The sequence below is a fragment of the Thalassococcus lentus genome (genome assembly GCF_028023555.1).
GTDB classification, from domain to species: domain Bacteria; phylum Pseudomonadota; class Alphaproteobacteria; order Rhodobacterales; family Rhodobacteraceae; genus Thalassococcus_A; species Thalassococcus_A lentus.
This window is the reverse complement of sequence record NZ_JAQIOY010000010.1, coordinates 24,919-49,476: the sequence shown is the minus strand read 5'-3', so window position 1 is coordinate 49,476 and position 24,558 is coordinate 24,919. Positions and strand designations below refer to the sequence as shown.

At 59.2% G+C, this 24,558-nt stretch carries 20 protein-coding genes; 6 read left to right on the top strand and 14 right to left on the bottom strand.

The features are described 5' to 3' along the window. Positions 1 to 39 precede the first annotated feature (39 nt). The 9 genes from hflX to yajC all read right to left on the bottom strand — a co-directional run bounded on the left by hflX (position 40) and on the right by yajC (position 8,824). Positions 40 to 1,314 carry a GTPase HflX gene (gene hflX / locus PFY00_RS17685; RefSeq protein ID WP_271433928.1) on the bottom strand — a complete coding sequence of 425 codons (1,275 nt, stop codon included), beginning with the start codon at positions 1,312 to 1,314 and terminating at the stop codon, positions 40 to 42. Beyond that, positions 1,311 to 1,550 carry an RNA chaperone Hfq gene (hfq, locus tag PFY00_RS17680; RefSeq protein ID WP_271433927.1) on the bottom strand — a complete coding sequence of 80 codons (240 nt, stop codon included), beginning with the start codon at positions 1,548 to 1,550 and terminating at the stop codon, positions 1,311 to 1,313. Before hfq ends, hflX begins: the two co-directional genes overlap by 4 nt. Positions 1,551 to 1,736: 186 nt before the next feature. Beyond that, positions 1,737 to 3,251: a TrkH family potassium uptake protein gene (locus PFY00_RS17675; protein WP_271433926.1), complete on the bottom strand. Its 1,515-nt coding sequence runs from the start codon at positions 3,249 to 3,251 to the stop codon at positions 1,737 to 1,739. Between the two features lie 3 nt (positions 3,252 to 3,254). Next, positions 3,255 to 4,631: a Trk system potassium transporter TrkA gene (gene trkA, locus PFY00_RS17670; RefSeq protein WP_271433925.1), complete on the bottom strand. Its 1,377-nt coding sequence runs from the start codon at positions 4,629 to 4,631 to the stop codon at positions 3,255 to 3,257. A 68-nt stretch (positions 4,632 to 4,699) separates the two neighbouring features. Continuing rightward, positions 4,700 to 5,071, bottom strand: a complete 372-nt coding sequence (locus PFY00_RS17665) for an Mth938-like domain-containing protein (RefSeq protein WP_271433924.1) — start codon at positions 5,069 to 5,071, stop codon at positions 4,700 to 4,702. Between the two features lie 91 nt (positions 5,072 to 5,162). Further along, the gene (locus PFY00_RS17660) at positions 5,163 to 5,879 is read right to left on the bottom strand and encodes a sulfite exporter TauE/SafE family protein (protein ID WP_271433923.1); all 717 of its coding nucleotides are present in this window, start codon (positions 5,877 to 5,879) and stop codon (positions 5,163 to 5,165) included. Between the two features lie 22 nt (positions 5,880 to 5,901). Then, complete coding sequence (gene secF / locus PFY00_RS17655) at positions 5,902 to 6,870, bottom strand: protein translocase subunit SecF (protein ID WP_271433922.1); 969 nt, start codon at positions 6,868 to 6,870, stop codon at positions 5,902 to 5,904. Between the two features lies 1 nt (position 6,871). After that, the gene (secD, locus tag PFY00_RS17650) at positions 6,872 to 8,533 is read right to left on the bottom strand and encodes a protein translocase subunit SecD (protein ID WP_271433921.1); all 1,662 of its coding nucleotides are present in this window, start codon (positions 8,531 to 8,533) and stop codon (positions 6,872 to 6,874) included. Between the two features lie 3 nt (positions 8,534 to 8,536). Then, entirely contained in the window at positions 8,537 to 8,824 is a 288-nt protein-coding gene (gene yajC, locus PFY00_RS17645) for a preprotein translocase subunit YajC (RefSeq protein ID WP_271433920.1), read from the bottom strand. 219 nt (positions 8,825 to 9,043) lie between these two features. On the opposite strand from yajC, the gene PFY00_RS17640 reads away from it, so the two are divergent. The 4 genes from PFY00_RS17640 to lfb1 all read left to right on the top strand — a co-directional run bounded on the left by PFY00_RS17640 (position 9,044) and on the right by lfb1 (position 13,356). Continuing rightward, positions 9,044 to 10,822, top strand: coding sequence for a pentapeptide repeat-containing protein (locus tag PFY00_RS17640; protein ID WP_271433919.1), 1,779 nt, complete (start codon positions 9,044 to 9,046; stop codon positions 10,820 to 10,822). 126 nt (positions 10,823 to 10,948) lie between these two features. Continuing rightward, positions 10,949 to 12,241: a serine--tRNA ligase gene (serS, locus tag PFY00_RS17635; protein ID WP_271433918.1), complete on the top strand. Its 1,293-nt coding sequence runs from the start codon at positions 10,949 to 10,951 to the stop codon at positions 12,239 to 12,241. After that, complete coding sequence (locus PFY00_RS17630) at positions 12,238 to 12,939, top strand: hypothetical protein (RefSeq protein WP_271433917.1); 702 nt, start codon at positions 12,238 to 12,240, stop codon at positions 12,937 to 12,939. Before serS ends, PFY00_RS17630 begins: the two co-directional genes overlap by 4 nt. 78 nt (positions 12,940 to 13,017) lie before the next feature. After that, positions 13,018 to 13,356 (top strand): LIC10280 family protein, encoded by a 339-nt coding sequence (lfb1, locus tag PFY00_RS17625; protein ID WP_271433916.1) that lies wholly within the window; start codon positions 13,018 to 13,020, stop codon positions 13,354 to 13,356. Positions 13,357 to 13,358: 2 nt separating this feature from the next. On the opposite strand, the gene der is transcribed toward lfb1, so the two are convergent. The 3 genes from der to PFY00_RS17610 form a co-directional block, all read right to left on the bottom strand. Next, entirely contained in the window at positions 13,359 to 14,819 is a 1,461-nt protein-coding gene (der, locus tag PFY00_RS17620) for a ribosome biogenesis GTPase Der (RefSeq protein ID WP_271433915.1), read from the bottom strand. Positions 14,820 to 14,958: 139 nt separating this feature from the next. Continuing rightward, positions 14,959 to 16,296 carry an outer membrane protein assembly factor BamB family protein gene (locus tag PFY00_RS17615; RefSeq protein ID WP_271433914.1) on the bottom strand — a complete coding sequence of 446 codons (1,338 nt, stop codon included), beginning with the start codon at positions 16,294 to 16,296 and terminating at the stop codon, positions 14,959 to 14,961. Positions 16,297 to 16,328: 32 nt separating this feature from the next. Then, a complete protein-coding gene (locus PFY00_RS17610; RefSeq protein WP_271433913.1) occupies positions 16,329 to 16,985 on the bottom strand; it encodes a hypothetical protein in 657 nt (218 codons plus the stop codon). A gap of 289 nt (positions 16,986 to 17,274) precedes the next feature. Between PFY00_RS17610 and PFY00_RS17605 the strand changes: the two genes are divergently transcribed. Together PFY00_RS17605 and PFY00_RS17600 are read left to right on the top strand one after the other, a co-directional pair. Continuing rightward, positions 17,275 to 19,062 carry an efflux RND transporter periplasmic adaptor subunit gene (locus PFY00_RS17605; RefSeq protein WP_271433912.1) on the top strand — a complete coding sequence of 596 codons (1,788 nt, stop codon included), beginning with the start codon at positions 17,275 to 17,277 and terminating at the stop codon, positions 19,060 to 19,062. Continuing rightward, on the top strand, positions 19,059 to 22,784 hold the full coding sequence (locus PFY00_RS17600; protein ID WP_271433911.1) for an efflux RND transporter permease subunit: 3,726 nt from the start codon (positions 19,059 to 19,061) through the stop codon (positions 22,782 to 22,784). Before PFY00_RS17605 ends, PFY00_RS17600 begins: the two co-directional genes overlap by 4 nt. A 48-nt stretch (positions 22,785 to 22,832) precedes the next feature. Here the strand turns inward: PFY00_RS17600 and PFY00_RS17595 are convergent, their stop codons facing one another. Further along, positions 22,833 to 22,988 carry a DUF2256 domain-containing protein gene (locus PFY00_RS17595; protein ID WP_271433910.1) on the bottom strand — a complete coding sequence of 52 codons (156 nt, stop codon included), beginning with the start codon at positions 22,986 to 22,988 and terminating at the stop codon, positions 22,833 to 22,835. Further along, positions 22,988 to 24,502: an FAD-binding domain-containing protein gene (locus PFY00_RS17590; RefSeq protein ID WP_271433909.1), complete on the bottom strand. Its 1,515-nt coding sequence runs from the start codon at positions 24,500 to 24,502 to the stop codon at positions 22,988 to 22,990. Before PFY00_RS17590 ends, PFY00_RS17595 begins: the two co-directional genes overlap by 1 nt. Positions 24,503 to 24,558 lie beyond the last annotated feature (56 nt).

Below are 24,558 nucleotides of genomic sequence, written 5' to 3'. Positions count from 1 at the left end.
GCTTTCGAAACGAAGTCTGCCGCCGCAACGGGCAATCAATCATATCGTTTCAAATCGCGCGCGATCGCTGGCCGACCATTTAAGCGTCAGGACATAGCCCTCTTCGCCCTGCTGTTCGGCCTCGACCAAGCCTTTGTCAAACAACCATGCGCGCTGCTTGCCAGCGGCATAGGGCAACACCAGCTGTTCTTCGCGCTTTTCCTCGCCAAGCAGGCGCGTCACGTCTGTCAGGAAATCATCGAGACCAAATCCGGTCAGCGCAGATACAGCGAATATCCCCGTCTCACGCCCTGCCCGCGTCTGCATCGCCTCGGCTTCGTCAGGATCCAGCTGATCCACCTTGTTCCACAGTTCGATCTGCGGCGTCTCATCGGTCACACCGAGCGATCCCAGGATCGTGCGTACATCGGCGGCCTGCGCCTCGGTTTCAGGGTGCGAAATATCCCGCACGTGCACGATTACGTCCGCGGCCAAGACCTCTTCCAGTGTCGCACGGAAAGCCGCCACCAGCTCGGTCGGCAGATCCGAGATGAATCCAACCGTATCCGACAAAATAACGTCAGCGCCTGTCGGCAACCGAACCGATCGCATGGTCGGGTCCAGTGTCGCAAACAGCATATCCTTGGCCATGACCTCTGCGCCGGTCAATCGGTTGAACAGCGTAGATTTGCCTGCGTTGGTGTACCCCACAAGGGCAATGATCGGGTACGGCACCTTGGCACGTGCCTTGCGATGCAATTCGCGTGTCTTGACGACTTTTTCCAACTGGCGGCGCAAACGCACAAGTTGTTCGTCAATTGCGCGCCTGTCTGCCTCGATTTGCGTTTCGCCGGGCCCGCCAACAAAGCCCAGCCCGCCCCTTTGCCGCTCAAGGTGAGTCCAGGCCCGGACCAGCCTTGTACGCTGATAGGACAGATGCGCCATCTCAACCTGCAAAACCCCTTCGCGGGTCGCGGCACGATCGCTGAAGATTTCGAGAATCAGACCCGTGCGATCCAGCAGCTTGACGCCCCAGGCCTTTTCAAGATTGCGCTGCTGCACCGGGGTCACCGGGCCATCGATCAAAACCAGTTCGACTTCATTGGCCTTCATCAACGCCTTGAGTTCGTCAATCTTGCCTGAGCCAAACAACATGCCCGGATGGGGTTTGGGCAAAGGTACGACGGTCTGCCCGACCACAGCAAGATCAGGCAGCGCCAGAGCCAAAGAGACCGCCTCTGACAATGCCATGTCGGCATCTCGGCGGTCCCGGTCGGATTTTATGTCAGGATGCAGGACCCAAGCGCGGGTCACTGGCGGATCGTGTTCGTTCAAGACGCCTCTTCGCCGTCGTACAGATTGATCGGCTGGCTCGGCATAATCGTGCTGATCGCGTGTTTATAGACCAGCTGGCTTTGACCATCGCGACGCAAAAGCACGCAGAAGTTATCAAACCAAGTGATAACACCTTGCAACTTCACACCATTGATCAAGAAGACCGTTACCGGAACCTTGGTTTTGCGCACGTGGTTAAGGAATGCGTCTTGCAGGTTCTGTCTGTCCGAAGCCATTGAATTGCCTTTTGTTCTTATGCGTGTTGGTGCGTGGCACGTCCGTCCGTGCCAGAGTATGTATTGCTCGTTACGGAACTTCCAGCCGAAAATTGATGCTTTTTTGGCCTTTGGGCGGGTTTACCCACCACTTGTTTCCAATAACGAATAAGAAGCGCCTAAAAAATAAGCAAACCAAACGAACGATCAATCTCGCCACAAGTCTGGGCTAAGCATGACGATGATTGCAAGCAATTCAAGCCGTCCAAGCACCATCCCGACACATAAGATCAATTTTCCAGCCGGAGCCAGTGCAATCAGATCAAAGGATGTTGAGGGGGCAAAAGAAATCAGCGGGCCTGTGTTCGAAAGCACAGATACGCTCAGAACCAGTGATTGTTCGAACCCGACGCCAACCAATCCCAGTGTGACAGTTATCGCCGCCAGCGTCAGCGCGAAGAGCATGAAGAACACCCATGAAATGAACCCCGCTTCGCGCCGGGTGCGCCGACTGACAAAGCCCGATCGCCCGACAGACGACGGATGCACCAGTTTTTCGATTTCGCGCGCTCCGTTCATGTAAAGCGCAAAAACGCGCAGCAACTTCACACCGCCTGCCGTGGTGGCAACGCCGCCCCCGACCAAAGCAAGGCCCATCAGGATAATGCCGGGCGTCGACAGGCCGGACCAGCTTTGCGCCGCTTCCCAGTTGGCACTGACAAAGCCCGTAGTGCTCAGGTACGACGCGGCGGTAAAAAGCGCGCCCCAGAAGGCCGTGAGCCCCATGACGATGTTCTCTTCGCCGCCAACGTCCAAAGCGCCCCACCAGTGACGCAGAAATAAAGCACAGGGCACAATGACCACAATGATCAGACCCAAGCGGAACTCGGGATCATGCCACAGGGAATCGCCCAGTTTGCGACTGCCGGTGTCGGCGGCAAATGTCAGACGGGACAGAGCAAAGACCATAAAGCACATCAGGATCATTTCGCCCGCCAGACCCGAGCCGTTTTCAAGCACACTGCCGGTGGGCGATATCCCTGATGTCGACATCACCGCCATCGCATGGCTCAATGCCACCAAGGGCGGATCGCCCGCCACCAACAGCATTACACACAGCGATACGGTCAGTCCGAAGTAGACCGGAAACAAGGCTTGAAAACTGCGCAGTAATCGCACGCCGGGATCGCTTTGCTCATTCATGGCCGACCCGCTGAGCGACTGGCCCGGCTCACCGCTTGCGGTTACTTCGAATCCGCCAAGCGTCAGGGGTGCCATGATTGCCGCCGCCGAAACCCAGATCAGCAACCCGCCCATCCAGCCGACCTGCGCCCGCCACAGATGTTCGGGGCCAGACAACCGTTCGGGTTCGAACAAAGTTGCGCCGGTGGTCGTCAGGCTGGAAACCATTTCAAAGTAGGCTGACAGGAAAGTGGTATTCCGAACCGCTTCGTAGAATGGGACCGCCAGAAAGACCGGCAAAAGCGTAAACCCGGCCAGCAAGGCCACAAGCTGACGAAAGGCGTTTCGGTTGTGATCCCGGTTTGCCATGGCCAGCCCGGCAAACGCCGTCAGGATCATGCCAACCAACCCGGAATAGAAGAACGCCCGCGCGTCGTGAAAGCCCTCTTGCGCGAGCGCAAAGATCGCCGGCAGCACACAACTCGCTGATGCGATGGCCAGCATCAGCAAGAACAAGGGCATGCGGGTGATCGCCTGCATGATCTAGAAGAAGTCGATCGATACTTGCAGCAGGCGTTCAACTTCCGGCACATCGCCCGCCAGTGTAAAGATCACGACATGATCGCCATCGTCGATCCGCAGCGATCCGGTCGGTTTCAAAACCTTATCCCCTTTTCGAACCGCTCCAACCAGAACGCCTTCGGGGAAATCGATCTCTCGGATCATTTTGCCTGCCATGGGCGAGGTCGACAGAACCTCGGCTTCGATCACCTCGGCTTCGGCATCGCCAATCGAATAGACCGATTCAACCCGGCCATGGCGAATGTGGCGCAGGATCGAGCTGACCGTGGTTGCACGTGGGTTGATGTAGGCATCAACACCCAGCGGTTCCATCAGCGGAACCAATGTCGGATCATTGACCAGCGCGATGGCCATCGGGCATCCGGCTGCCTTGGCCCGCACCGCAGCCAGCATGTTGGTCTTGTCATCATCGGTCACGCATAGCGCAGCATCCGCACGTTCGATCCCGGCCTCGGACAACAGCCCGGCGTCCAGACCATCCCCGTGCAGAACGATTGTGCGCTCCAGCTCTTCGGCGGCGTGTTCCGCGCATTTGCGGTTTTTCTCGATCATCTTTGCACGCACCCGGTCCGTGCGCCCTTCAAGCGCGCGGGCTACGGCAAGACCAACATTCCCGCCACCCACGATAACCACGCGTTCCTGTTTGCGCAGGCTTTTGCCAAAGATTTCAAGCGTGCGGCGTATGTCATCAGCGTGCACCATGACGTAACAGCTGTCCCCGACGAACAACTGGTCACCTGCCTCGGGGGCAAACAACGTGCCTTCGCGGCGTACACCCACCACGACGGATCGCAGCGTCGAAAACAGATCTGTCAGCTGGCGCAGCGGCGTGTTGACGATCGGGCAATCTTCGTCGATCGACAAACCGAGCAGCTGTGCCCCACCCCCTAGAAAGACCTCGGTATCAAACGCAGCGGGCGCGGACAGGCGTTGCAGGGCGGCTTCGGCCACTTCCTTTTCCGGGCTGATCACCACGTCGATCGGCATGTGATCGCGCCGGTAGAGATCAGAATAAATCGCGGTCAGATAGCTTTGCGCGCGCAGCCGCGCAATCTTGCGCGGAACCGCGAAAACCGAATGCGCCACCTGACAGGTGACCATGTTCACTTCGTCGGAATAAGTTGCCGCGATGACCATGTCCGCATCACGCGCACCGGCCTTGTCCAGAACGTCCGGATATGAGGCGAAACCCGCAATCCCCTGCACATCAAGGGTATCGGTAGCCCGCCGAACCAGATCGGGGTTGTTGTCCACAACCGTGACATCGTTTCGTTCACCGGAAAGATGTCTTGCGATTTGCCAGCCGACCTGCCCGGCACCGCAGATGATGACTTTCATGGACAGATCCCCATCGTCCCTTTGCCCTTAGCCGAGCCGTTTTGGCATGACATGCAGCAGCGCATCGGTCAACCGCTCTGGGAATCCGCAACCGGAAGTGCGGCCAGAGCCACACGGCGCCCTTCGGACAGCAAGACGTTGTAAGTGCGGCAGGCCGCCGGTGAATTCATGACCTCGACGCCAAGCCCGGCCTCTTCGAGCCGGGACCGCAAGGCTGCCGGAATATGCGCGATTTCCGCGCCCATGCCTACAAACACAACATCGACCGACCCGGACAGTTCCAACAGGGTTTCCATATCATCCAGACCGCCCCAAGCCTGAGGCTGACCGCCTGCAAGCAAAACCGCGCCTTCGATCTTTTCGCCTCCGACCCGAAAGAACCCCGGTCCATAACCATCCACGGGCACCGCATCGGAAAACTGGATTTCGTTAATTCGCATCAAGCAACTCCTGTTTGTGCGCAGACCAACAACTCTAAAGCCCTGTTCGGACTTTAGCGGTCTCTGCCCGGCGTGACATGGGCCAAGATGGTTACAGGATCAAGGCGGACAAGGCTGACGCCGTGATAATCAGGTAGGCCGCCACACGATAGAGTTTTTCTTTTTCCGGGCGGAAAATGGCTGCACCCGCGAGGTTGCCCAGTACATTTGGGGCGGCAAGCGCAACACCGGTGATTAGGGTCGCCCAGGTCAGATCATCCCGATACGCGAACATGCCCAGCATCAGGAAATCAAACCCGAACAGAAACATCATCGTATTCGCCCGGATCGCTGCGGCTGGCAAAGGCGAGGCCATGTAGAACAAGATAACCGGAGGCCCCGCCACACCGGCAATGCCACCCAGAAAACCAGCTGTGCCGCCAATACCATAGATCATTGGTGTCTTCAGCGTTCCGCGATAGCGAAACCCACTGATCAGGATGGCCAGCAAAATCAGCGAGACCACGGCAACGGTCGATCGAAAGACGGCTGGCTCCATCATCGACAAGAGCAACAGACCAAAGGGCAGCACGATCAACGAGCCGATCAGCAGGCGGGCTACATCCGGCGGATGACCATCACGGGCTGCGCGTGGCAGCAGCGGCAACGGGCCAAAGACATCCATGACGATCAACGCGATGATTGCCGCCACAGGGCTGAGAAACTGACCTGCAATGGGAAGAAACACCATAGCGGTCCCGAAGCCGGAAAAGCCCCGAACCAGCCCGCCCAGAAACGCCGCCGCCGCCAGGATAAGCGGCGCCGGCATGTCCAGCGCGTAGAAAATGTCGCTAGGCGTCAACGTTGCCGAACTGGTTTCCAGTGGTGTCGGTCGGCTTGGACCAGTCACGTTTTACGCCCAGCCACAACAGAATGGCCGACGCCACAAAGATCGAGCTGTAGGTGCCCACAATCACACCCCAGATCATCGCAAAGACAAAGCCCCGGATCACGTCACCACCCAAGACAAACAGCGAAATCAGTGCCAGCAAGGTGGTCACGGATGTCATGAATGTCCGGCTCAGCGTTTCGTTGATCGAGATGTTCAGAACTTCCTTGAGGTCCCGGGACTTGTACTTGATCAGGTTTTCCCGAACGCGGTCAAAGACCACCACAGTATCGTTCAGCGAATATCCAACAATGGTCAGAAGCGCCGCGATGATGGCCAGATCAAACTTGATCTGAAGCTCCGAAAAGATGCCGATGGTCAGCACAACGTCGTGCACCAGTGCCGCAACCGCACCCAAGGCAAACTGCCATTCAAACCGAAGCCAGATGTAGAACAACACGGCTCCGATCGCCAAAACAACGGCAATGGCCGCAGTCTGGATCAGCTCGCCCGATACTTTCGGTCCGACACTCTCCACCGAAACAAACTTGATGTCAGGCGCCACGCCCTGCAATGCGCCGCGGGCCGCCTCGATCACTTCCGTGGTCACAGCTTCCTGTCCGTCCTGCGCCTGAATGCGGATCATCGCCACGTTCTGATCCGGCCCGAAGGTCGGATCGAACACTTCGGAAATCGAGGTATCCCCCAGCTCCAGCGCTTCCAGCGCCGAACGATAGGCGCCCACATCAACCGGTTGGGTGCTTTCCGTCCGGATCGTTGTGCCACCACGGAAATCGATGCCGTAGTTCAGCCCTTGCAGCATGAATGACCCGAAGGCCACCAGAACCAGCAAGGCAGAAATCCCAAGCCACAGCTTGGAGCGGGAAAAGAAATCCCAATTCGTTTTCTCGGGAACAAGTCGCAAGCGCATGTCAGACCTCGATCTTTTTCGGGCGGCGGCGTTCAAACCACATCACGATCAAAAGCCGCGTCACAAAGATCGCCGTGAAGACAGATGTCAGGATGCCAAGACCCAACGTGATGGCAAAGCCGCGCACCGGGCCGGAGCCCATGACGTAGAGGATCACAGCCGTGATGAATGTCGTGATATTGGCGTCGATGATGGCGCTGAGCGCTTTTTCATATCCAAGCTCAATGGCTCTTGCCGGCCCGCGCGCCGTGCGCAGTTCTTCCCTGATCCTTTCAAAGATCAGCACATTGGCATCCACGGCCATACCCACGGTCAGAACGATCCCCGCAATACCCGGAAGCGTCAGCGTAGCACCGATCAGCGAGAGCAGACCAAAGATCAACACGATGTTGATGATCAGCGCGACATTCGCAAACAGGCCGAACAGTCCATAGCTCAGCGCCATGAAGACAAGCACGGCCACAAAGGCCACGATGGTGGCAACCTTGCCCGCATCGATGCTGTCCTGTCCCAGCTCTGGGCCAATGGTCCGTTCTTCGAGGAACTCAAGCCCCGCAGGCAGCGCACCGGCGCGCAGCAGAACCGCGAGATTGGTCGCCTCTTCCACGGTGAACTGGCCGGTAATGATGCCCGAGCCGCCGGGGATATGGCTTTGAATGCGCGGTGCGGAAATAACCTCGGCATCCAGAACGATCGCGAAAAGCGTGCCGATGTTGGCCGCAGTGTAATCGCCGAACTTGCGCGCGCCGCCCGGATTAAAGCGGAAATTCACCGCCGGGGATCCGTTCTGGTCAAAGGACGGCTGTGCATCCACCAGTTCCTCGCCCGTAACGACAGGAACAGATTCCAGAATGTAGAACACACCCTCTTCATCGAGGCTTGGCAAAATCTCGTTACCGACACCGGCCGTTGCATCGGCGCTGCTGGCCCGACCCACGACAGGCTGGAACGTCAACTGCGCTGTCGTGCCGATGATCTCTTTGAGTTCGGCCGCCGATCCGATGCCCGGCACCTGGATCAGGATACGCTCGCTGCCCTGACGCTGAATGGTTGGCTCGCGCGTGCCCACTTCGTCGATCCGGCGGCGAATGATCTCAAGCGACTGCTGCATCGTGCGCTCATCCGTGGCCTGTTGTTCGGCCTCGGAAAGGGTCACGACGATGTCGCTGTCTTCGGCGCGCACGTCCAGATCGGTGGCCCCGGCCCCGGTCAGGGACACAACCGGCTGCGCCAGACCGCGCACCAGCTCCAGCGCCCGGACCATTCCGTCGGGGTTGGAAATCCGCACCCGCAGCTCACCGGGTGCAGAGGGCTGCAAACGGATCGTGCCGACGGTCTCACGTTCGGGCCGCAGCACATCACGCACATCCGGCCAGAGCGCTTCCATACGGGCGGCATAGACGTCGGCCAGCTTCACTTCGGCCAGCAGATGCGCACCGCCGCGCAGATCAAGACCCAGATTGACCAGACCCGAAGGCAGAATATCCGGCCAGAGCGCCGCCTGCTCCCGATTTTCGGTCGTATCGGCACCGGCTTCGATGGCCTTTATCGCGTCGTTGTGCTGCTCAACCCGCGTGTAGAACCCGTTGGGCATAGCGAGCAAAAGGCCCACCGCAATGGTGAGCCAGATGACAACGCGCTTCCATAGATCAATCTGGAGCATCTATCAGCTTTCGACAGGTTCGGTCTTGGAAAGCACCTGAGCGATGGTCTGCTTGATCACGCGAACCTTGACGCCCTCGGCAATTTCCACTTCCAACTCGTTGCCTTCTTTGACTTTTGTCACCTTGCCGACGATGCCGCCCTGCGTGACAACACGATCGCCGCGCGTCAGCGCCTCGACCATGTTCTGGTGTTCTTTCATCTTCTTCTGCTGCGGACGGATGAGCAGAAAATACATGATCGCAAAAATGAGGATCAGCGGGACGAACTGGGCAAAGGCGTTGCCTTCCATGGGATGCTCCTGTCTGAGAGGCTGTCTGAGATACGGGGCATCCCCCGCGTTTGTTGGCCGGAACCTATGCGTCACCGGGGTTGGATGCAAGGTCTGAGCGCGTCGAAAAACAACGCAATCCGGACCAGGCCCGCGTGCATACAAATCACGCGTGCGCTGCACGGGTAGACGCCACCCCAGCGCACGCCTAGGGTGAGCTCTGTAAATCGGAGCCTCTGTATGTCCACCTCCTGCCACGGCAGCCCCCAAGCGCTTGTTGAGCGTGTCAACGAAATGACAAAGACAGCCAAAGCAAGTTGGTTTGGCCTGTTGTCCTATCTCGCTTTTGTGGGCGTTACGCTTATGGGGGTACGGGACGAAGATTTCTTTTTGGTCGAGAAGGAAACGCAACTGCCATTGATTGGCGTTTCGATCCCTACGCTCTTGTTTTTCTATGTCGCTCCAATCCTGGGCATGTCTTTATTTGCCTACCTGCATCTGCACCTGCTCAAGCTATGGGAGGCGCTTTCAGACGCTCTGCAACACCCCGCACTGTCGATGCTGTCCGAACATGTTGCGCCTTGGCTGATCACCGACTTTGCGCTCTCGCTGCGCCCAGGTGCTTTGCGTAAACGTCCTGCGATCTGGCTGGTGCAGGTCGTCGCCATTTTGCTCGCGTATCTCGCGGCACCCGTCGTCTTGTTTTTCTTCTGGTGGCGATCAATGCCAAAACACGACACCTTGTTGACGATGATCTTCTGTGGCGTGCCGTTGTTCCTGACACTCTATCTGGCCTTGATCAGCTGGCGACGGCTGTACTGGCTTCTGCGAAAACAGTGGGGCATGGAAACCGGCTGGCGGTGGGATGGCATCTCAGCGTTTTCGATGATTGTACTGTTTCTGGCTGCAATCAGTTGGTTTCGCACCGAAGAGCCTGCCGGGACATATTTCGACCCAATCGCTCGAAAATTTTGGGAAAAATGGGACGCAAAACAACTAGTGCAGTGGGATATCGCCCTACAAAACACATCAAGTTCGACTTATCATCCGATTTCTAACGCATTTTGGAACAAATCACCTTTTACTTTGAGGTCTGCCGATTTAGCGGGGGTCAATTTCGCGTATCTCCCCCAAACTTGGCAATCTTTCGAAGAGATCAAAAAAATTGAGAAAAATAAGTTCTGCAAGATTCAGAACGTTTCGGCCCTACTTTGCATTTCGATGCATCAAAAAACCGAAGAGGCCGAAACTCGGCGTCAAGAGTTTTGCGAAGAGCAATTTGGGCGCCAAAACAATCCAGAATTTTGCTCTAGCCACTTTGAAAAGTTGCAAAACCAATTTGCTGACCAGTGGCCAGCGCTTTGGAAGCAGGAACTGGAAAAACTTACACCGCGGGCCATGAAGGCTTCAGATCTCAGAACGGCAAACCTTTCGGGCGCAAATTTGCAACGAGTTGAACTCGACAACTCGGATTTGCGTGGGAGCAATTTGAGGTCAGCAAATCTCAGTGGTGCGTCACTTGTCAGAGCAAAGCTTGAAGACGCTAAGCTGTGGAACACAAAATTGCGCGAAACGGATTTAACTGGTGCGTCGATGCAGAACATTCAGTCCGTCTCTGGGCATTATTTCTCTGCTCAGATGGAAGGAGCGGATTTGACCGGTGCGGTTATTGTCGATTCCGATTTTTCTAGGGCCAGTCTAGCGCTAGCGAAACTGAATGGAGCTAAATTCGTTCGAAACACTTTCTTTGGAGTAAATTTCGCCGGTATAAGTACAGATCGCGCTACAAGTTTTTTGGAAAGTAGATTGACTGGATCCAGTCTTTTCCTTGTCGATGAGTACACTGTTGATTCGATGCGTGCCCACTGGGATGCAATCTTTGCCGACGGATCCGTTCGGGTGCCCAAAAGCGAACGGCCCGCGCATTGGGCGGATGAAGATCTGCCATGGCAGGAATTCGAAACCCGCTGGCGCGCTTGGCAGCAGGAGATCGGCTTTGATCCCGACGCGCTTGACTAAAGCCCAGCCAAAGGTGGCCTGAGCGTCTTTCACAGGCCTGTTACGCCCTTGCGTGCACGGATGCTCTACACTCCGATCCCAAGATCGGGCATAAGGCGCGCGACTCGTGTCGAAAGGAACAGACAGATGCATGACATCCGCACAATTCGCGAAAACCCACAGGGCTTTGATGCGGCGATGGCCCGCCGCGGTGTGAGCGATGCATCCTCGTCGATCCTGAGCCTTGATGAGGCGCGCCGCGCGGCCATTCTGACGGCAGAAACCGCGCAGGCCGAACAGAACAAGGCCTCCAAGCTGGTGGGCGCCGCCAAGGCCAGCGGTGACGAGGCCGAATTTGAACGCCTGCGGGCGCTGGTGGCCGAGAAAAAGGCCGAAGTCGCACAGATGCAGACCCGCGCCAAAGAGCTTGATGCCGAGCTGACGGGGCTTCTGATGGAGTTGCCCAACGTCATGCACGCCGATGTGCCCGATGGCGAGGACGAAGACGACAACGTCGAGATCCGCCGTTGGGGCACCCCGCGCGAGATGGATTTCCAGCCGCTGGAGCATTTCGAAATTCCGGCAGCCAAGGGCGGTCTCGACTTTGAAACCGCCGCCAAGCTGAGCGGTTCGCGTTTTGTGGTGATGTCGGGCGCGGTCGCGCGTCTGCACCGGGCGCTGGCCCAATTCATGCTGGACACCCATATCGCCGAACACGGCCTGACCGAGACATGGACGCCGGTGCTGGTTCGCGAAGAAATGATGTACGGCACAGGCCAGCTGCCAAAATTCGGCGAAGACAGCTACAAGACCACCAATGGCTGGTGGCTGGTGCCCACCGCCGAGGTGACACTTACCAACATCGTGAACGGCATGACGGTAGACGAAGACTACCTGCCCCGCCGCTACGTGGCCCACACACAGTGCTTCCGCTCTGAGGCGGGCAGCGCTGGCAAGGACACCGCCGGCATGTTGCGCCAGCACCAGTTCGAAAAGGTGGAAATGGTCTCGGTCACGCATCCGGACAAATCGATGGAAGAGCACGACCGCATGACCGGCTGCGCCGAGGCGATCCTGCAAAAGCTGAGCCTGCCTTATCGGACGGTTGTGCTGTGTTCGGGCGACATCGGCTTTGGCATGATCAAGACCCATGACATCGAGGTTTGGCTGCCCGGGCAGAATACTTACCGCGAGATCAGTTCGGTTTCGGTTGCGGCTGACTTTCAGGCCCGCCGGATGAACGCGCGGTTCAAGCCAGCAGGCGGCGGTAAGCCGGAATTCCTGCACACGCTGAATGGCTCGGGCCTCGCGGTCGGGCGCTGCCTGATCGCGGTGCTGGAAAATGGCCAGCAGGCCGATGGATCGGTTGATCTGCCCGAAGCGTTGCATCCATGGCTGGGCGGCAAGACACGGATCACCGCGGAAGGCGCCTTGGTGTGAGCCGCCTTTGGGCTCTTGGCGTTGCCTTGGCGGCCGTGGCCTTTGCCGCGTCGCCCTGGCTGGCGCCGGGTTTCAACGGCTTTGAAGCAGACCAGTTCCCGGTCCCGCAGATTGACCCACCTGTGCAACCCGCCGGATACGCCTTTGCGATTTGGGGATTGATTTACGCATGGCTGATCGCCGGGTCCGGCTTCGGCCTTCTACGCCGGGCGCAGGACGCCGATTGGGACCCCATGCGCCCTGCCCTGTTTGTCTCACTTGCGGTTGGCACCTTCTGGTTGCCGGTGGCACAAGTATCGGTGATTGGCGCAACGGTGATGATCTGGGTGATGCTCGGCGCGGCCATGTGGGCGCTGTTTCGCGTCGGCGATACCGACCGATGGCTGCAACAGGCTCCGGTCGCAATCTACACAGGCTGGCTGACCGCCGCGTCCTGCGTTGCGCTTGGTTTGCTGCTGGCAGGCTATGGCATCCTGCCCGCCACACCGGCGGCCTTGGTGGCACTGGCATTGGCGCTGACCATTGCGCTGATTGCGCAATACCGCCTGCACCGTGCGCCGGAATACGGGATTACCGTGATCTGGGCGCTGGTGGGCATTATGGTTGCCAACGTGCAGCCGGTGAACGTGGCTGTATCGGGGCTGGCCTTGATTGGCATCCTCGCCATTCTGGCGGTGCGGGGCACCGACACCGAATAAGCGCGACATTCGGGTTTTGCATCAATGCCCCTGCCTGCCTTAGGCTGGGTGCACATTTCAGAACCCGGAGAGTTTCATATGTCCTTTCATCGTGTCATCCCTTTTTGCGCCTTTGTCATGGCGAGTCCCGCTTTTGGTGAAACCGATTTGTCCGGGCTTTACGCCGTAGAGGGCCGCAATCCCGACGGCAGCGCCTATAGTGGCGCGCTTTCCCTGACCCACGCCGGCGACACGATTGCCGCGCATTGGACGGTCGGAGCCGACAGCTATCGCGGTTCGGGCACCTTAGAGAACCGGATCGTCACCGTGGACTGGGGCAGCACCTATCCGGTGATCTACGTGGTCATGCCAGACGGAAGCCTGCACGGCACTTGGGACAACGGGCGCGCCCTCGAAAAGGCGTCACCGCGCAACTGAGGTCAGCCCTTTTGCTTGGGCAGCTTTCCTAGATGTTTTTTCAATGCGCCCGCGTTCTTCTTGCGCCGCCCTTTGAAGGGGTTGGCGTCGCTTTGACCGCGCATGGTCAAACGGATTGGCGTGCCCGGCATATCAAAGTCTTCGCGCAGACCATTGACCAGATACCGCGAATAGCTGGCAGGCAATTTGTCAGGATGCGAACACATCACGATAAAGCCCGGTGGCCGGGTCTTGGCCTGTGTCATGTAGCGCAGCTTGATCCGTTTCCCGCCGGGTGCGGGCGGTGGATGGCGCTCAATCATGCCCGCCAGCCAACGGTTCAGGTGTCCAGTTGGAACGCGGCGGTTCCAGACATCATGGGCCTGCATGACGGCCTGTTGCAAACGGTCCAAACCTTTGCCAGTCCGGGCCGAAACAGTGACCAGCGGCGCACCGCGAAGCTGCGGCAACAGACGCTCAAAGGACTCGCGAAGATCCCGCAGCTTTTGCTGCTTTTCGTCTTCGATATCCCATTTGTTGACGGCCACGACGACCGCACGCCCTTCGCGTTCAGCCAGATCTGCAATCTTGAGATCCTGCGTCTCGAACGGGATGGCCGCATCTAGCAGTACAACAACCACCTCGGCGAACTTCACCGCACGAATGCCATCGGACACCGAAAGCTTTTCAAGCTTTTCCTGAACCTTGGCCCGTTTTCGCATGCCCGCCGTATCAAAGATGCGAACGGGCACACCGCCCCATTCCATCTGCAATGAAATCGCGTCGCGGGTGATCCCTGCCTCGGGGCCGGTCAACAAACGGTCTTCGCCAAGGATCGAGTTGATCAAGGTCGATTTGCCCGCATTCGGGCGGCCAACGACCGCAATCTGCAGAGGTTTTTCCTTGGTGATCGGTCGCGGCGCATCCGGATCACCGTCCTCGACATCAACCTCTGTCTCGGGCGTCGAAGCCGCCGCGCGCTCTTCGAATTCCTCGGCAATCGGAGTGAGCGCAGCATAAAGCTCGCTCATGCCTTCGCCATGTTCCGCGGATATCCGCAGCGGTTCACCCAGTCCCAGACTGTAGGCTTCGATCACGCCGGCATCGGCGGCCGATCCTTCGGCCTTGTTGGCCGCAAGGATCACATGCGCAGACCGTTTGCGCAAAATATCTGCAAAGACTTCGTCAGATGGGGTGATCCCGACGCGCGCATCCACGATGAACAAGCAGACATCGGCCATGTCGACAGCCCGTTCGGTCAAACGGCGCATCCGTGCAGGCAGAGAGTCGTCGGTGGCTTCTTCCAGACCGGCTGTGTCTATCGCCGTGAACCGCAGATCTCCAAGGCGCGCTTCGCCTTCGCGCAGGTCACGGGTCACGCCCGGCTGGTCATCGACAAGCGCGAGGCGCCGGCCCACCAGTCGGTTGAACAGCGTTGACTTGCCCACGTTCGGGCGGCCCACAAGGGCGACGGAAAAAGACATTGGCTGCACGCTCCGGGTTTGCAGGCGTCCGCTTAACGCATTTCAGCGCCGCGTGAAAGAGTTGCCGCGTAAGGGCTTTGACAGGCCCATGCAAGCCCAAACAAGATCGCCCTGCTGCGATCAGGCGTCGCGCCGCCGTTTAGCGATAAGCGTGCAGAACACCCTTGCGGGACACAACGTAAAGTGTGCCACCCGCCACAACGGGACGTGTTGTTGCGCCGCCGTCAATCGCAGTTGCTGCCACCTGCGCACCATCTTCGGGTGAGAACGCACGGATTTGCCCGTCTGAACTGGCCACGATCAATCGCCCACCTGCCAGGATCGGTCCATGGTTGGCAAAGGATGCGTCACGCTTCCGGTTCGGATTGCGTGTCGGCTCGTAGCCCGGCAATGCGACTTGCCAGATCTGTTCACCGGTGTCCGCATCCAGACGAACCAGCTGATTGCGGTCCGAGACAAAGAAGACCGAGTCGCCGGCCGGCCATGCCGGGCCCAGAGCCCCCTGCTGCGCGGTCCAGAACCGTTCACCTGTGTGCACCGACAGCGCCGCGATACGGCCCGAATGGTTACCCGCGTAAACGGTTTCACCGGAAATCAGCGGATCACCGGTGATGTCATCGATGCCAGACAGGGCAAAACCGTTGCGACGCCCGAGCAGATCAGCGCTCCAAAGGCGCAATCCGCCTTGACGGAACATCGCTTGCACAGAGCCGTTGCCAAACGAGAAGATCACATGTTTTTCGCCAATCGCCGGTGCTGGTGCGCCGGCGACATTGTTCGCATCGCCCACGCCCTCGACCTGCCAGCGGACACGGCCGCTGTCGGCTTCGATGGCCCAGGCAATCTGATCACCGGACACCACATAGACCACGCCGTCGCGCACCGATGGAGCGCCCGTCGCGCTGGCATCCAGTCTTTGTGTCCAGACCTCAGCGCCATTCGAGGCGTCAAGCGCGGTCAACGTACCAAATCCGGAAGCCACATAGAGTGTGCCGCCTGACACAGCGAGACCACCGCCCTGCCCCTGCTTTGCATCGTCACGCTGCGGCGTCAGATCATAGCTCCAGAGTGTTTCGCCCCCAGTAGAGGTCGCACGCACGATATGATCGGCACTGACCGTAAAGATCCGGCCATCCGCCACCACGGGATCAACATTCAAGCGGTTCCGGCGGCTGTCGCCAGCACCGATATCCACGGACCAAAGCGGGCTGAGCGATCCTGAGCCCAGTGCAGCATGGCCAATCCGAACATGAGGCGAGACGCCGCTCTGCGTCCAGCTGGCATTGCTGCTGGCGCCGCCAAGTGCGATTGCACGCGATGTGTTTTCGCCAGCGAGGGCATCAGGTCCGCCGCGTGTTTCGAGAACATCTCGAACCCCAAGGCGTTCCCCGGTGAGGATCACTTCACGGTCTTCGCAGCCCGCAAGCGTCATTACGGCCAACATTCCCAGAATGCTTGCGCTTCTTGCCAATGCCATTCGCTGCCCTCCTGCCAGGCCTGTGCGTCGGTTCAGCCGCTCTGCGGCTCGCCGCCCAAGGCCACAATCAACTGTGAAGCACGACGGCGCAAGCCTGCCGTTGCCTCTGAATCCTGCGAAAGCTGAATTAGTCGCTCCAGCGCCGCCTCTGCATTGCCGGTTTCAATGTCCAGCAACGCCAATTGTTCTTCGGCCAGAACGCGCAGGGGCTGGCCCGGAATCGCCAGCGCCTCAAGCCCGGCACGGCGTTCATCGGCACTCAGTCCGCCATCGGTGCGGGTCAGTGCCTTGAAGCTGGCAATCTGGCGGTAAATCTGTGGAACTTCGGCATTGTCCGATACGGCTTTGAGGCGCGCGACGGAATCGCCGTCACGACCAGCGCTGCCCTCTTCTGCCGCGATCAGCAATTGCAGGATCGCGTTGCCGTCACTGCTCGGTGCCTCGATCGCGTTGAGCGCATCGATACGAGCGGCTTCGTCTTCGCCTTCCAGAGCGGACAGAATGGAATCGCCAAAGGCCTGCGCGCGTGCTTCGGTCTGGGCCTTGCTGTACTCGCGCCACGCGGCACCGCCAACAATCAGAACAACCGCGAGGATGGCAATCCATCCGTACTTGCGCATGGTGGCGAAAAGCCGGTCACGGCGGACCTCTTCTGTCACCTCTTCAATGAAACTGTCGGTATCGCTCACGCGGGCCCCCTGCCGATGCGCCGCCCTTTTTGACGGCCGTGCTTTGACCTCTCTTAGCGTGGGTCCACGCCAGTGCCAAGGGAGGACTCCTGCCCGCATGCGCGGCAGCTTGCCGGAAAATGCTTCGCAGTCACCACAAATCCACGGCTGCGCCTTGAAGAAACCACCTTCCAACCCTAAAACTAAACTGGACAGTTTAGAGAGTTGGGCGTATTGGCCTTGGCAGAACGCGGCCTATGTAACGCGTCGTAACATTGACAGCCATGCGGCACAAAAGTGGATAAGTCAGATGCGGATCATTCCAGTAATCACAGCGCTCCTCGTGATGGGCTTTTTGTACGTGCTCGTCCTTGAGCGGGATCGCCTGCAGGAATTCACCCGTGCCTACACACCAGCCGCGTTGCTGGGCGGCGATGCGGAACAGACTGCCACAGACGGTGAAGCCGAAGATGTTGCCGCCGCTCCGGAAGAGGATGACCAGCAAACAGCGCTGCCCGAAGGCACTGTGCGCGTGATGGCCATGCGGTCGACCGCACAGGAAATCGACAGCGCGGTCATCCTGCGCGGCGAAACCGAGGCCCTGCGCCAAGTTGAAGTCCGGGCCGAAACCAGCGGCAAGATCGTGTCTGAGCCCCTGCGCCGCGGCACATTTGTCGAAGCCGGGCAAATGATGTGTGAAATCGACACTGGCACGCGCCGCGTGTCCAAGCAGGAAGCGCAGGCCCGATTGGCCGAAGCAAATTCACGCGTGCCAGAAGCAGGTGCCCGTCTCGCCGAAGCACGCGCGCAGGTACCGGCAGCAAAGGCCCGCATCGCGGAGGCCGAAGCCGGTGTACCCGCCGCCGAAGCGCGTTTGCTGGAAGCACGTTCCCGCGTACCCGAGGCCGAGGCCCGTCTTCTCGAGGCGCGCGCCCGCATTCCAGCCTCAGAAGCGCGACTGGCAGAGGCAAAGGCGAAGATCCCCGAAACCACGGCCCGCCTTGCTGAGGCAGAAGCCCGCTATCCAGAGGCCGAGGCACGGCTGCTTGAAGCGCAGGCCCGCGTCAAGGAAGCCGAGATCAATCTGAACGCAGCGCGCCAACTGGCCCGCGATGGATTTGCCGCGCAAACAAGACTGGCATCGGCAGAAGCGGCCTATGAGTCATCGAAGGCGCAGGTTCAATCGGCACTGTCCGGCCTCAAGAGCGCAGAGGCAGGCATCCAGGCCGCCAAAAGCCAGGTTGAAGGCGCACGGGCCGGTGTCGAAACAGCACGGTCAGATGTGGAGTCCGCCATCGCGGGCGTTCAGGCTGCACAAAGCCAGGTCGAAAACGCACGCGCCGGTGTGGAAACCGCACTCAGCAGCGTCGAAGGCGCGCGCGCGGCGGTCATCAGTGCCAAAGCCTCGCTTGAGGGGGCGCTTGCCGCCATCGAGGCAGCCCTTTCCGGCGAAGAAAACGCCCGCGCTGGCATTCAATCCGCCGAGGCGGCATTGGCCACGACCGACAAGGAAATTGACCGCCTGAGCATCACCGCGCCGTTCTCGGGCCTGTTGGAGACCGACACGGCAGAGTTGGGCGCGCTGATGCAGCCCGGCGGCGTCTGCGCGACGATCATTCAGCTGAACCCGATCAAGATCGTGGGCTTTGTCCCCGAAGTGGATGTCGCCCGCGTCGAACTGGGCGCGCGCGCCGGAGCGCGGTTGGTCGGTGACACCGAAGTTGTGGGGCAGGTTTCCTTCGTGTCGCGCAGTGCCGATCCGGTGACACGCACCTTCCGTGTGGAACTGACAGCCGAAAATGCAGACCTGCTGATCCGCGACGGCCAGACTGCCGCAATCGCGATCGAGGCCGAAGGCGCGCCTGCACACCTGCTCCCGCAATCGGCTTTGACCCTGAACGACGAAGGCGATCTGGGCGTGCGAAGCATTGATGCCGACGGATTGGCCCTGTTCAACCCGGTAAAACTGCTGCGCGACACCCGCGATGGCGTCTGGGTGACCGGTCTGCCTGACCAAGTGGATGTGATTACCGTCGGACAGGAGTTCGTGACCGACGGTGTGCCTGTCGCGCCCAGTTTTGAGGAGGTCATCCAATGACCGGTGTTGTAGACTGGGCCGCGTCACGGGCCAGGATGATCCTGGCTTTTATCGCTTTGTCGATCCTTGTCGGCGGCTATTCCTACATCGCACTGCCCAAGGAAGGCGAGCCGGACATCGAAATTCCGGCGCTGTTCGTTTCGGTGCAGTTCCCCGGCATTTCCGCGGCAGACAGCGAAACACTGCTGGTCAAACCGATGGAAGCCGAACTGTCGGATCTGGACGGTCTGAAAAGCATGTCAGGCACGGCCGCCGAAAACTATGCTGGTGTGGCACTCGAATTCGAATTCGGCTGGGACAAGACCAAGATCATGGCCGACGTGCGCGACGCCATGGGCAAGGCAGAGTCCTTCTTTCCTGAGGGTGCGGAAACCTATTCGATCAACGAAATCAACTTTTCCGAATTCCCGATCATCATTGTGAACCTGTCCGGCCCCGTGCCGGAACGCACGATGGCCAAAATTGCCAAGGATCTTCAGGACGACATAGAAGGACTGGATGCTGTTCTCGAAGCCGGGATTGCCGGCAACCGGGACGAGATGCTCGAAGTGGTGATCGATCCACTTAAACTCGAAAGCTACAACGTCACCGCCGGCGAATTGATTTCGGTGGTTCAAAATAACAACCAGCTGATCGCGGCGGGCGAAGTGGAAACCGCGCAGGGCTCTTTCGCGGTGAAGATCCCGTCCAGCTTTGACGATCAGCAAGACGTTTATGAACTGCCGGTCAAGGTCAATGGCGACCGGGTTGTGACCCTTGGGGATCTGGCCGAAATCCGGCTGACCTTCGAGGACCGGGCCGGCACGGCGCGCTTTAACGGCGAAACAACCGTCGCGCTGCAAGTGGTCAAACGCAAAGGCTTCAACATCATCGACACCGCAGAAGAAGTGCGTTCGGTCATTGCCAAGGCCGAAAAGGACTGGCCCGAGGAATTGCGCGCTGTTCTGGACGTGGGCGCGTCAAATGACCAAAGCCGTCAGGTCGGATCCATGGTCAGCCAGCTCGAAGGCTCGGTGCTGACAGCGATTGCGCTGGTGATGATCGTCGTACTGGCCGCACTTGGATTGCGCCCAGCCCTGTTGGTTGGCTTTGCGATCCCAACGTCGTTCCTGCTGTGCTTTGCTTTGCTGGCGCTGATGGGCGTGACGGTTTCGAACATCGTGATGTTTGGCCTGATCCTTGCGGTGGGCATGCTGGTGGACGGCGCCATCGTGGTGGTTGAATACGCAGACAAACGCATCGCCGAAGGCACAGGGCCCATGCACGCATATGTTGAGGCGGCCAAGCGCATGTTCTGGCCCGTGGTTTCATCGACGGCAACAACGCTCTGCGCTTTCCTGCCCATGCTGTTCTGGCCCGGCGTTCCCGGCCAATTCATGGGTATGCTGCCGGTCACGCTGATCTTTGTCCTGTCGGCATCTTTGGTCGTTGCGCTGGTGTACCTGCCAGTCATGGGCGGCGTCACTGGCCGGTTTTCGCGCCTGATCACCCGCTCGGGCGCAGCCCTGCGCGCATCAACACCGTGGTATGTTCGGGTGGCCTTGGTGCCATTTGCCATCCTTGGTCTGTTTGTCGGAGCGATGATGTCGCTGAACCCGGCCTACCTGTTCACGCCGTTCTGGAGTGGGTTTATGGCCTATGTGCCGGGCATCGCCTTGTTCCTTCTGTTTGGCGCAATCAGCTCCATCGTGTTGGACGCCGCAGCCATTCGCCGGGCACCCAAACGAGTGGACAGTGGCTATCGGCGCACACCCTTTGGCTGGTTCATTACAGCGGTGACCGGCAACCCGATCATGCCGCTGGTTACCATCGGCGCAGTGATCTTTTTCGTAATGAACGTGTTTGCTTATTTCGGTGAGAACAACAACGGCGTTGAATTCTTTGTCGAAAGCGAACCGGAACAAGCCATCGTTTATGTGCGGGCACGCGGAAACCTGTCGCTCGAAGAAAAAGATGCGCTGGTCAAACGCGCAGAAGCAATCGTGCTGGCGCATCCCGGCATCGACAGCGCATTCTCTTTTGCCGGCGAAGGCGGACTTGGCAACAACACTGGCGGAGCCGAAGCACCAAAGGACACCATTGGGCAAATTCAGCTCGAAACGATCCCATGGGATGACCGCGCCGCCTTTGCAATGACCCGCAATGACATCACGCTGGAGCAGCTTGATGGTGATGTGATCCTAGAGGATTTGACCCGCGCCCTCGGGACAATCCCCGGTATTCAGATCGACATTCTGTCGCTGACGCAGGGGCCCGCATCGGGCAAACCTGTTCATCTGCGTTTGAAAGGCGACAGTTGGAATGACCTGCTGGATGCTGCCCAGGTGGCCCGTGCAAAATTCGAGGCAACACCGGGCCTGACCCTGATCGAAGACACACGCCCCCTGCCCGGCATCGACTGGAAGATCAACGTCGACGTAGAAGAAGCGGGCCGGTTCGGGGCAGACGTGGCAACCGTTGGCGCTATGGTTCAGCTGGTCACACGGGGCATCCTGCTCGACACCATGAGAGTCGACAGCTCGGACGAGGAAATCGAGATCCGTGTGCGCCTTCCAGAAGAAGACCGCGTTTTGTCAACGCTCGACAGCCTGAAGGTGCGCACCCCCGGCGGCTTGGTGCCACTGGCCAACTTCATCACGCGCGAGCCAGTCGAAAAACTGGCCGAGATCAACCGCATCGACCAAAAGCGCTATTTCGATGTGAAGGCGGATGTAGCGCCCGGATTGGTCTCATTCGTCGTAGGCCCGCCGAACGAGACCGAAATTTTGGGCTATGGCAGCGAGACAGACAGTATTGGCGACAAAACGCTGGAACTTGGCGGCACAACCTATTCCGTTGCTCCCGGAGCCGATGTGGACGAATTGGAGAAACTGGCAGACGCTGGCGATTTGCGCGCGTCTGTTTTGAACCCGAACGAACGCATCGCCTTTTTGGGGGGCTGGCTTGAAACAAACCCGTTCCCCCTCGGTGTAGAATGGGAGTGGACCGGCGATCAGGAAGATCAGGCCGAAAGCCAAGCCTTCCTCTCTTCGGCCTTTGCCGCCGCCTTGGGGTTGATGTTCATCATTCTGCTGGCTCAGTTCAACAGCTTCTACAACGCGACACTGGTTCTGTTGGCGGTGGTGTTGTCCACGACCGGCGTTCTGATCGGCATGTTGGTCATGGGGCAGTATTTCTCGATCATCATGACCGGCACGGGCATCGTGGCTTTGGCGGGGATCGTGGTGAACAACAACATTGTTCTGATTGATACCTATCAGGACTACGCGCGCTTCATGCCCCGGATTGAAGCCATCATTCGCACCGCCGAAGATCGCATCCGTCCGGTTCTGCTGACCACCATCACAACAATGGCCGGTCTGGCCCCGATGATGTTTGGCCTTAGCCTCGATTTCTTTGTGGGCGGCTTTTCCATCGATAGCCCAACAGCGCTGTGGTGGAAGAACCTCGCAACGGCGGTTGTCTTTGGATTGGGCATCGCGACTGTGCTGACCTTGGTCTTCACCCCCTCGATGCTGGCCCTTCGGGTTTGGTTCACAACCTATGCAATGTGGTTTGCGCGCCTTCTGGCCAAACTGTCGCTGGGGCGTGGCAGCCGAATCGCCCGTGATTGGGCCCTGCAGCGCGAAGCACGCCGGGTCACATCGCCGGAAATCATCTGGGATGATGATGAAAGCACCGATGATCGCCAGCCAGAACTGCCGCTGCGCGCGGCCGAGTAGTCATCGCGAACAGCCTGTCCTGAGACAGACAATCCAGCGACCAAGGCGCTATGCGCCCTGGCTCCGCTTTTCGCGGCGGCATCGGTCAGAGCAGTAGCGCACCTCTTCCCAGACCTTTGCCCATTTCTTGCGCCACGTGAACGGCTTGCCGCATGTGGCGCAGGTTTTGACCGGCAAATCTGATTTCTTAACCCCGCGCGGCACTACAGATCAAAGCTCATCTGGCGATTGTCGCGGGGTTTGGGGCGCGGCTTGCGCGGTGCCCTGTCATTTACAAAATGGCGCTGCGGATCCTTGCGAGAGGCGTGCTTGCGCACAACGCGCGCCGCCTCTTTGGCAAAGCCTGCCTCTTTACGTTTGGCCCATATCTGATCGCGCGCCTGACGGGCCGCTTCAGCCACATCCACCACCGGCGCGGGATAGTGCAATTGCCCTTCCCATCGCCACGGCTCGTGCAACAGCGCATCCGGCACACCGCGCAATTCCGGCACCCAGCGACGGGTGAAAGCCCCTGTACTGTCCTGATCCCTGCCCTGCTTGACCGGATTGTAGATGCGCGGCGTGTTGATTCCCGTGGTCCCGGACTGCATTTGAACCTGACTCCAATGGATGCCCGGTTCGTAGTCGGTGAACATCCGCGCCAGATGCTGTCCGGTTGCGCGCCAGTCCAGCCACAGATGATAGGAGGCAAAGCTCATCAGCATCGAACGCATCCTGAAATTCAGCCATCCTGTTGCGATCAGCGAACGCATACAGGCATCAACAAAGGGAATCCCAGTCTCGCCCTTACGCCATGCATCGAGCCGCTCTGCATCTGATTGCACCGGGCGCAAACCTTCAAAGGCCGGGTGCATACAGCGCTGCTCCAGTGCAGGCTCATCCTCCAGTTTCTGAATGAAGTGATCCCTCCAGGCCAACCGGGATTGGTAGCTCTTCAGACCTTCGCGGCGGGGATCACGGCTGCCCTTCAGACTGCGCTGTTCCTGCGCACAGACTTGCACAGCCTCACGGACCGAGACGGCGCCCAGCGCCAGATGTGGCGACAGGCGTGAACAGACCTGAGCCCCTTCCAGCGGCGATGACATGCCCCGCCGATAGGTTCGGGACCGCGAAGAGACAAAGGTTTCCTGCAGACGCAAAGCCCGGCTGCGCCCCCCCTTCTGGCGATCCGGACAAGGATCGGAGCGCGTTGCAGGTCCGGCATCGCCGAGTGCGCGGCTGTCGAGGGCCACAGGTGGTAAAGACCGGGGCGCCGGGATTATCGGCTCCGACATCCACGCATTGCGCGCAGCCGCCCAGCGGTCACGATCATGTGCGCCGCGCCGTACGGCTGACTGGGGCAGCTCTGTCCAGTGCACACCATGCGCCCCGGCCCATTGCGCAACCTTTTGGTCGCGTCCGAATGTCCATGCGTTGCCCGTTTCTTCATGACTGACGATCTGCCGGGCCCCGGTTTCACGGCATAGCCCGGCCAGCACCTCAACGGCCGCCCCCACCCGAACGATCAGATCAGAGCCCTTTGACCGCAATTGGCCCTGCAGATCCTCCAGCGTTTCGCACAAAAAGGCCCACTGACGTCCCGAGGTATCCGGCCGCTGCCAATAGTCAGGTTCAACGATAAAAACCGGGATTGGCGCGCCGATCTCGGACGCTCGCACCAATGCGGCGTGATCGGTCAGTCGCAAATCGCGCTTGAACCACAAAATGACTGGATCCATGAAAATCCATCTGCCTCAATCGTCCGGGGGCCATTGCGGCCCGATGGTCTCGCGCC

Excerpts from the sequence above, each read along its gene's own strand:
- hfq (WP_271433927.1), bottom strand. The coding sequence starts at position 1,550 with ATGGCTTCGGACAGACAGAACCTGCAAGACGCATTCCTTAACCACGTG.
- PFY00_RS17675 (WP_271433926.1), bottom strand. The coding sequence starts at position 3,251 with ATGCAGGCGATCACCCGCATGCCCTTGTTCTTGCTGATGCTGGCCATC.
- trkA (WP_271433925.1), bottom strand. The coding sequence starts at position 4,631 with ATGAAAGTCATCATCTGCGGTGCCGGGCAGGTCGGCTGGCAAATCGCA.
- PFY00_RS17665 (WP_271433924.1), bottom strand. The coding sequence starts at position 5,071 with ATGCGAATTAACGAAATCCAGTTTTCCGATGCGGTGCCCGTGGATGGT.
- PFY00_RS17660 (WP_271433923.1), bottom strand. The coding sequence starts at position 5,879 with ATGCCGGCGCCGCTTATCCTGGCGGCGGCGGCGTTTCTGGGCGGGCTG.
- secF (WP_271433922.1), bottom strand. The coding sequence starts at position 6,870 with ATGCGCTTGCGACTTGTTCCCGAGAAAACGAATTGGGATTTCTTTTCC.
- secD (WP_271433921.1), bottom strand. The coding sequence starts at position 8,533 with ATGCTCCAGATTGATCTATGGAAGCGCGTTGTCATCTGGCTCACCATT.
- yajC (WP_271433920.1), bottom strand. The coding sequence starts at position 8,824 with ATGGAAGGCAACGCCTTTGCCCAGTTCGTCCCGCTGATCCTCATTTTT.
- PFY00_RS17640 (WP_271433919.1), top strand. The coding sequence starts at position 9,044 with ATGTCCACCTCCTGCCACGGCAGCCCCCAAGCGCTTGTTGAGCGTGTC.
- serS (WP_271433918.1), top strand. The coding sequence starts at position 10,949 with ATGCATGACATCCGCACAATTCGCGAAAACCCACAGGGCTTTGATGCG.
- lfb1 (WP_271433916.1), top strand. The coding sequence starts at position 13,018 with ATGTCCTTTCATCGTGTCATCCCTTTTTGCGCCTTTGTCATGGCGAGT.
- der (WP_271433915.1), bottom strand. The coding sequence starts at position 14,819 with ATGTCTTTTTCCGTCGCCCTTGTGGGCCGCCCGAACGTGGGCAAGTCA.
- PFY00_RS17615 (WP_271433914.1), bottom strand. The coding sequence starts at position 16,296 with ATGGCATTGGCAAGAAGCGCAAGCATTCTGGGAATGTTGGCCGTAATG.
- PFY00_RS17605 (WP_271433912.1), top strand. The coding sequence starts at position 17,275 with ATGCGGATCATTCCAGTAATCACAGCGCTCCTCGTGATGGGCTTTTTG.
- PFY00_RS17600 (WP_271433911.1), top strand. The coding sequence starts at position 19,059 with ATGACCGGTGTTGTAGACTGGGCCGCGTCACGGGCCAGGATGATCCTG.
- PFY00_RS17590 (WP_271433909.1), bottom strand. The coding sequence starts at position 24,502 with ATGGATCCAGTCATTTTGTGGTTCAAGCGCGATTTGCGACTGACCGAT.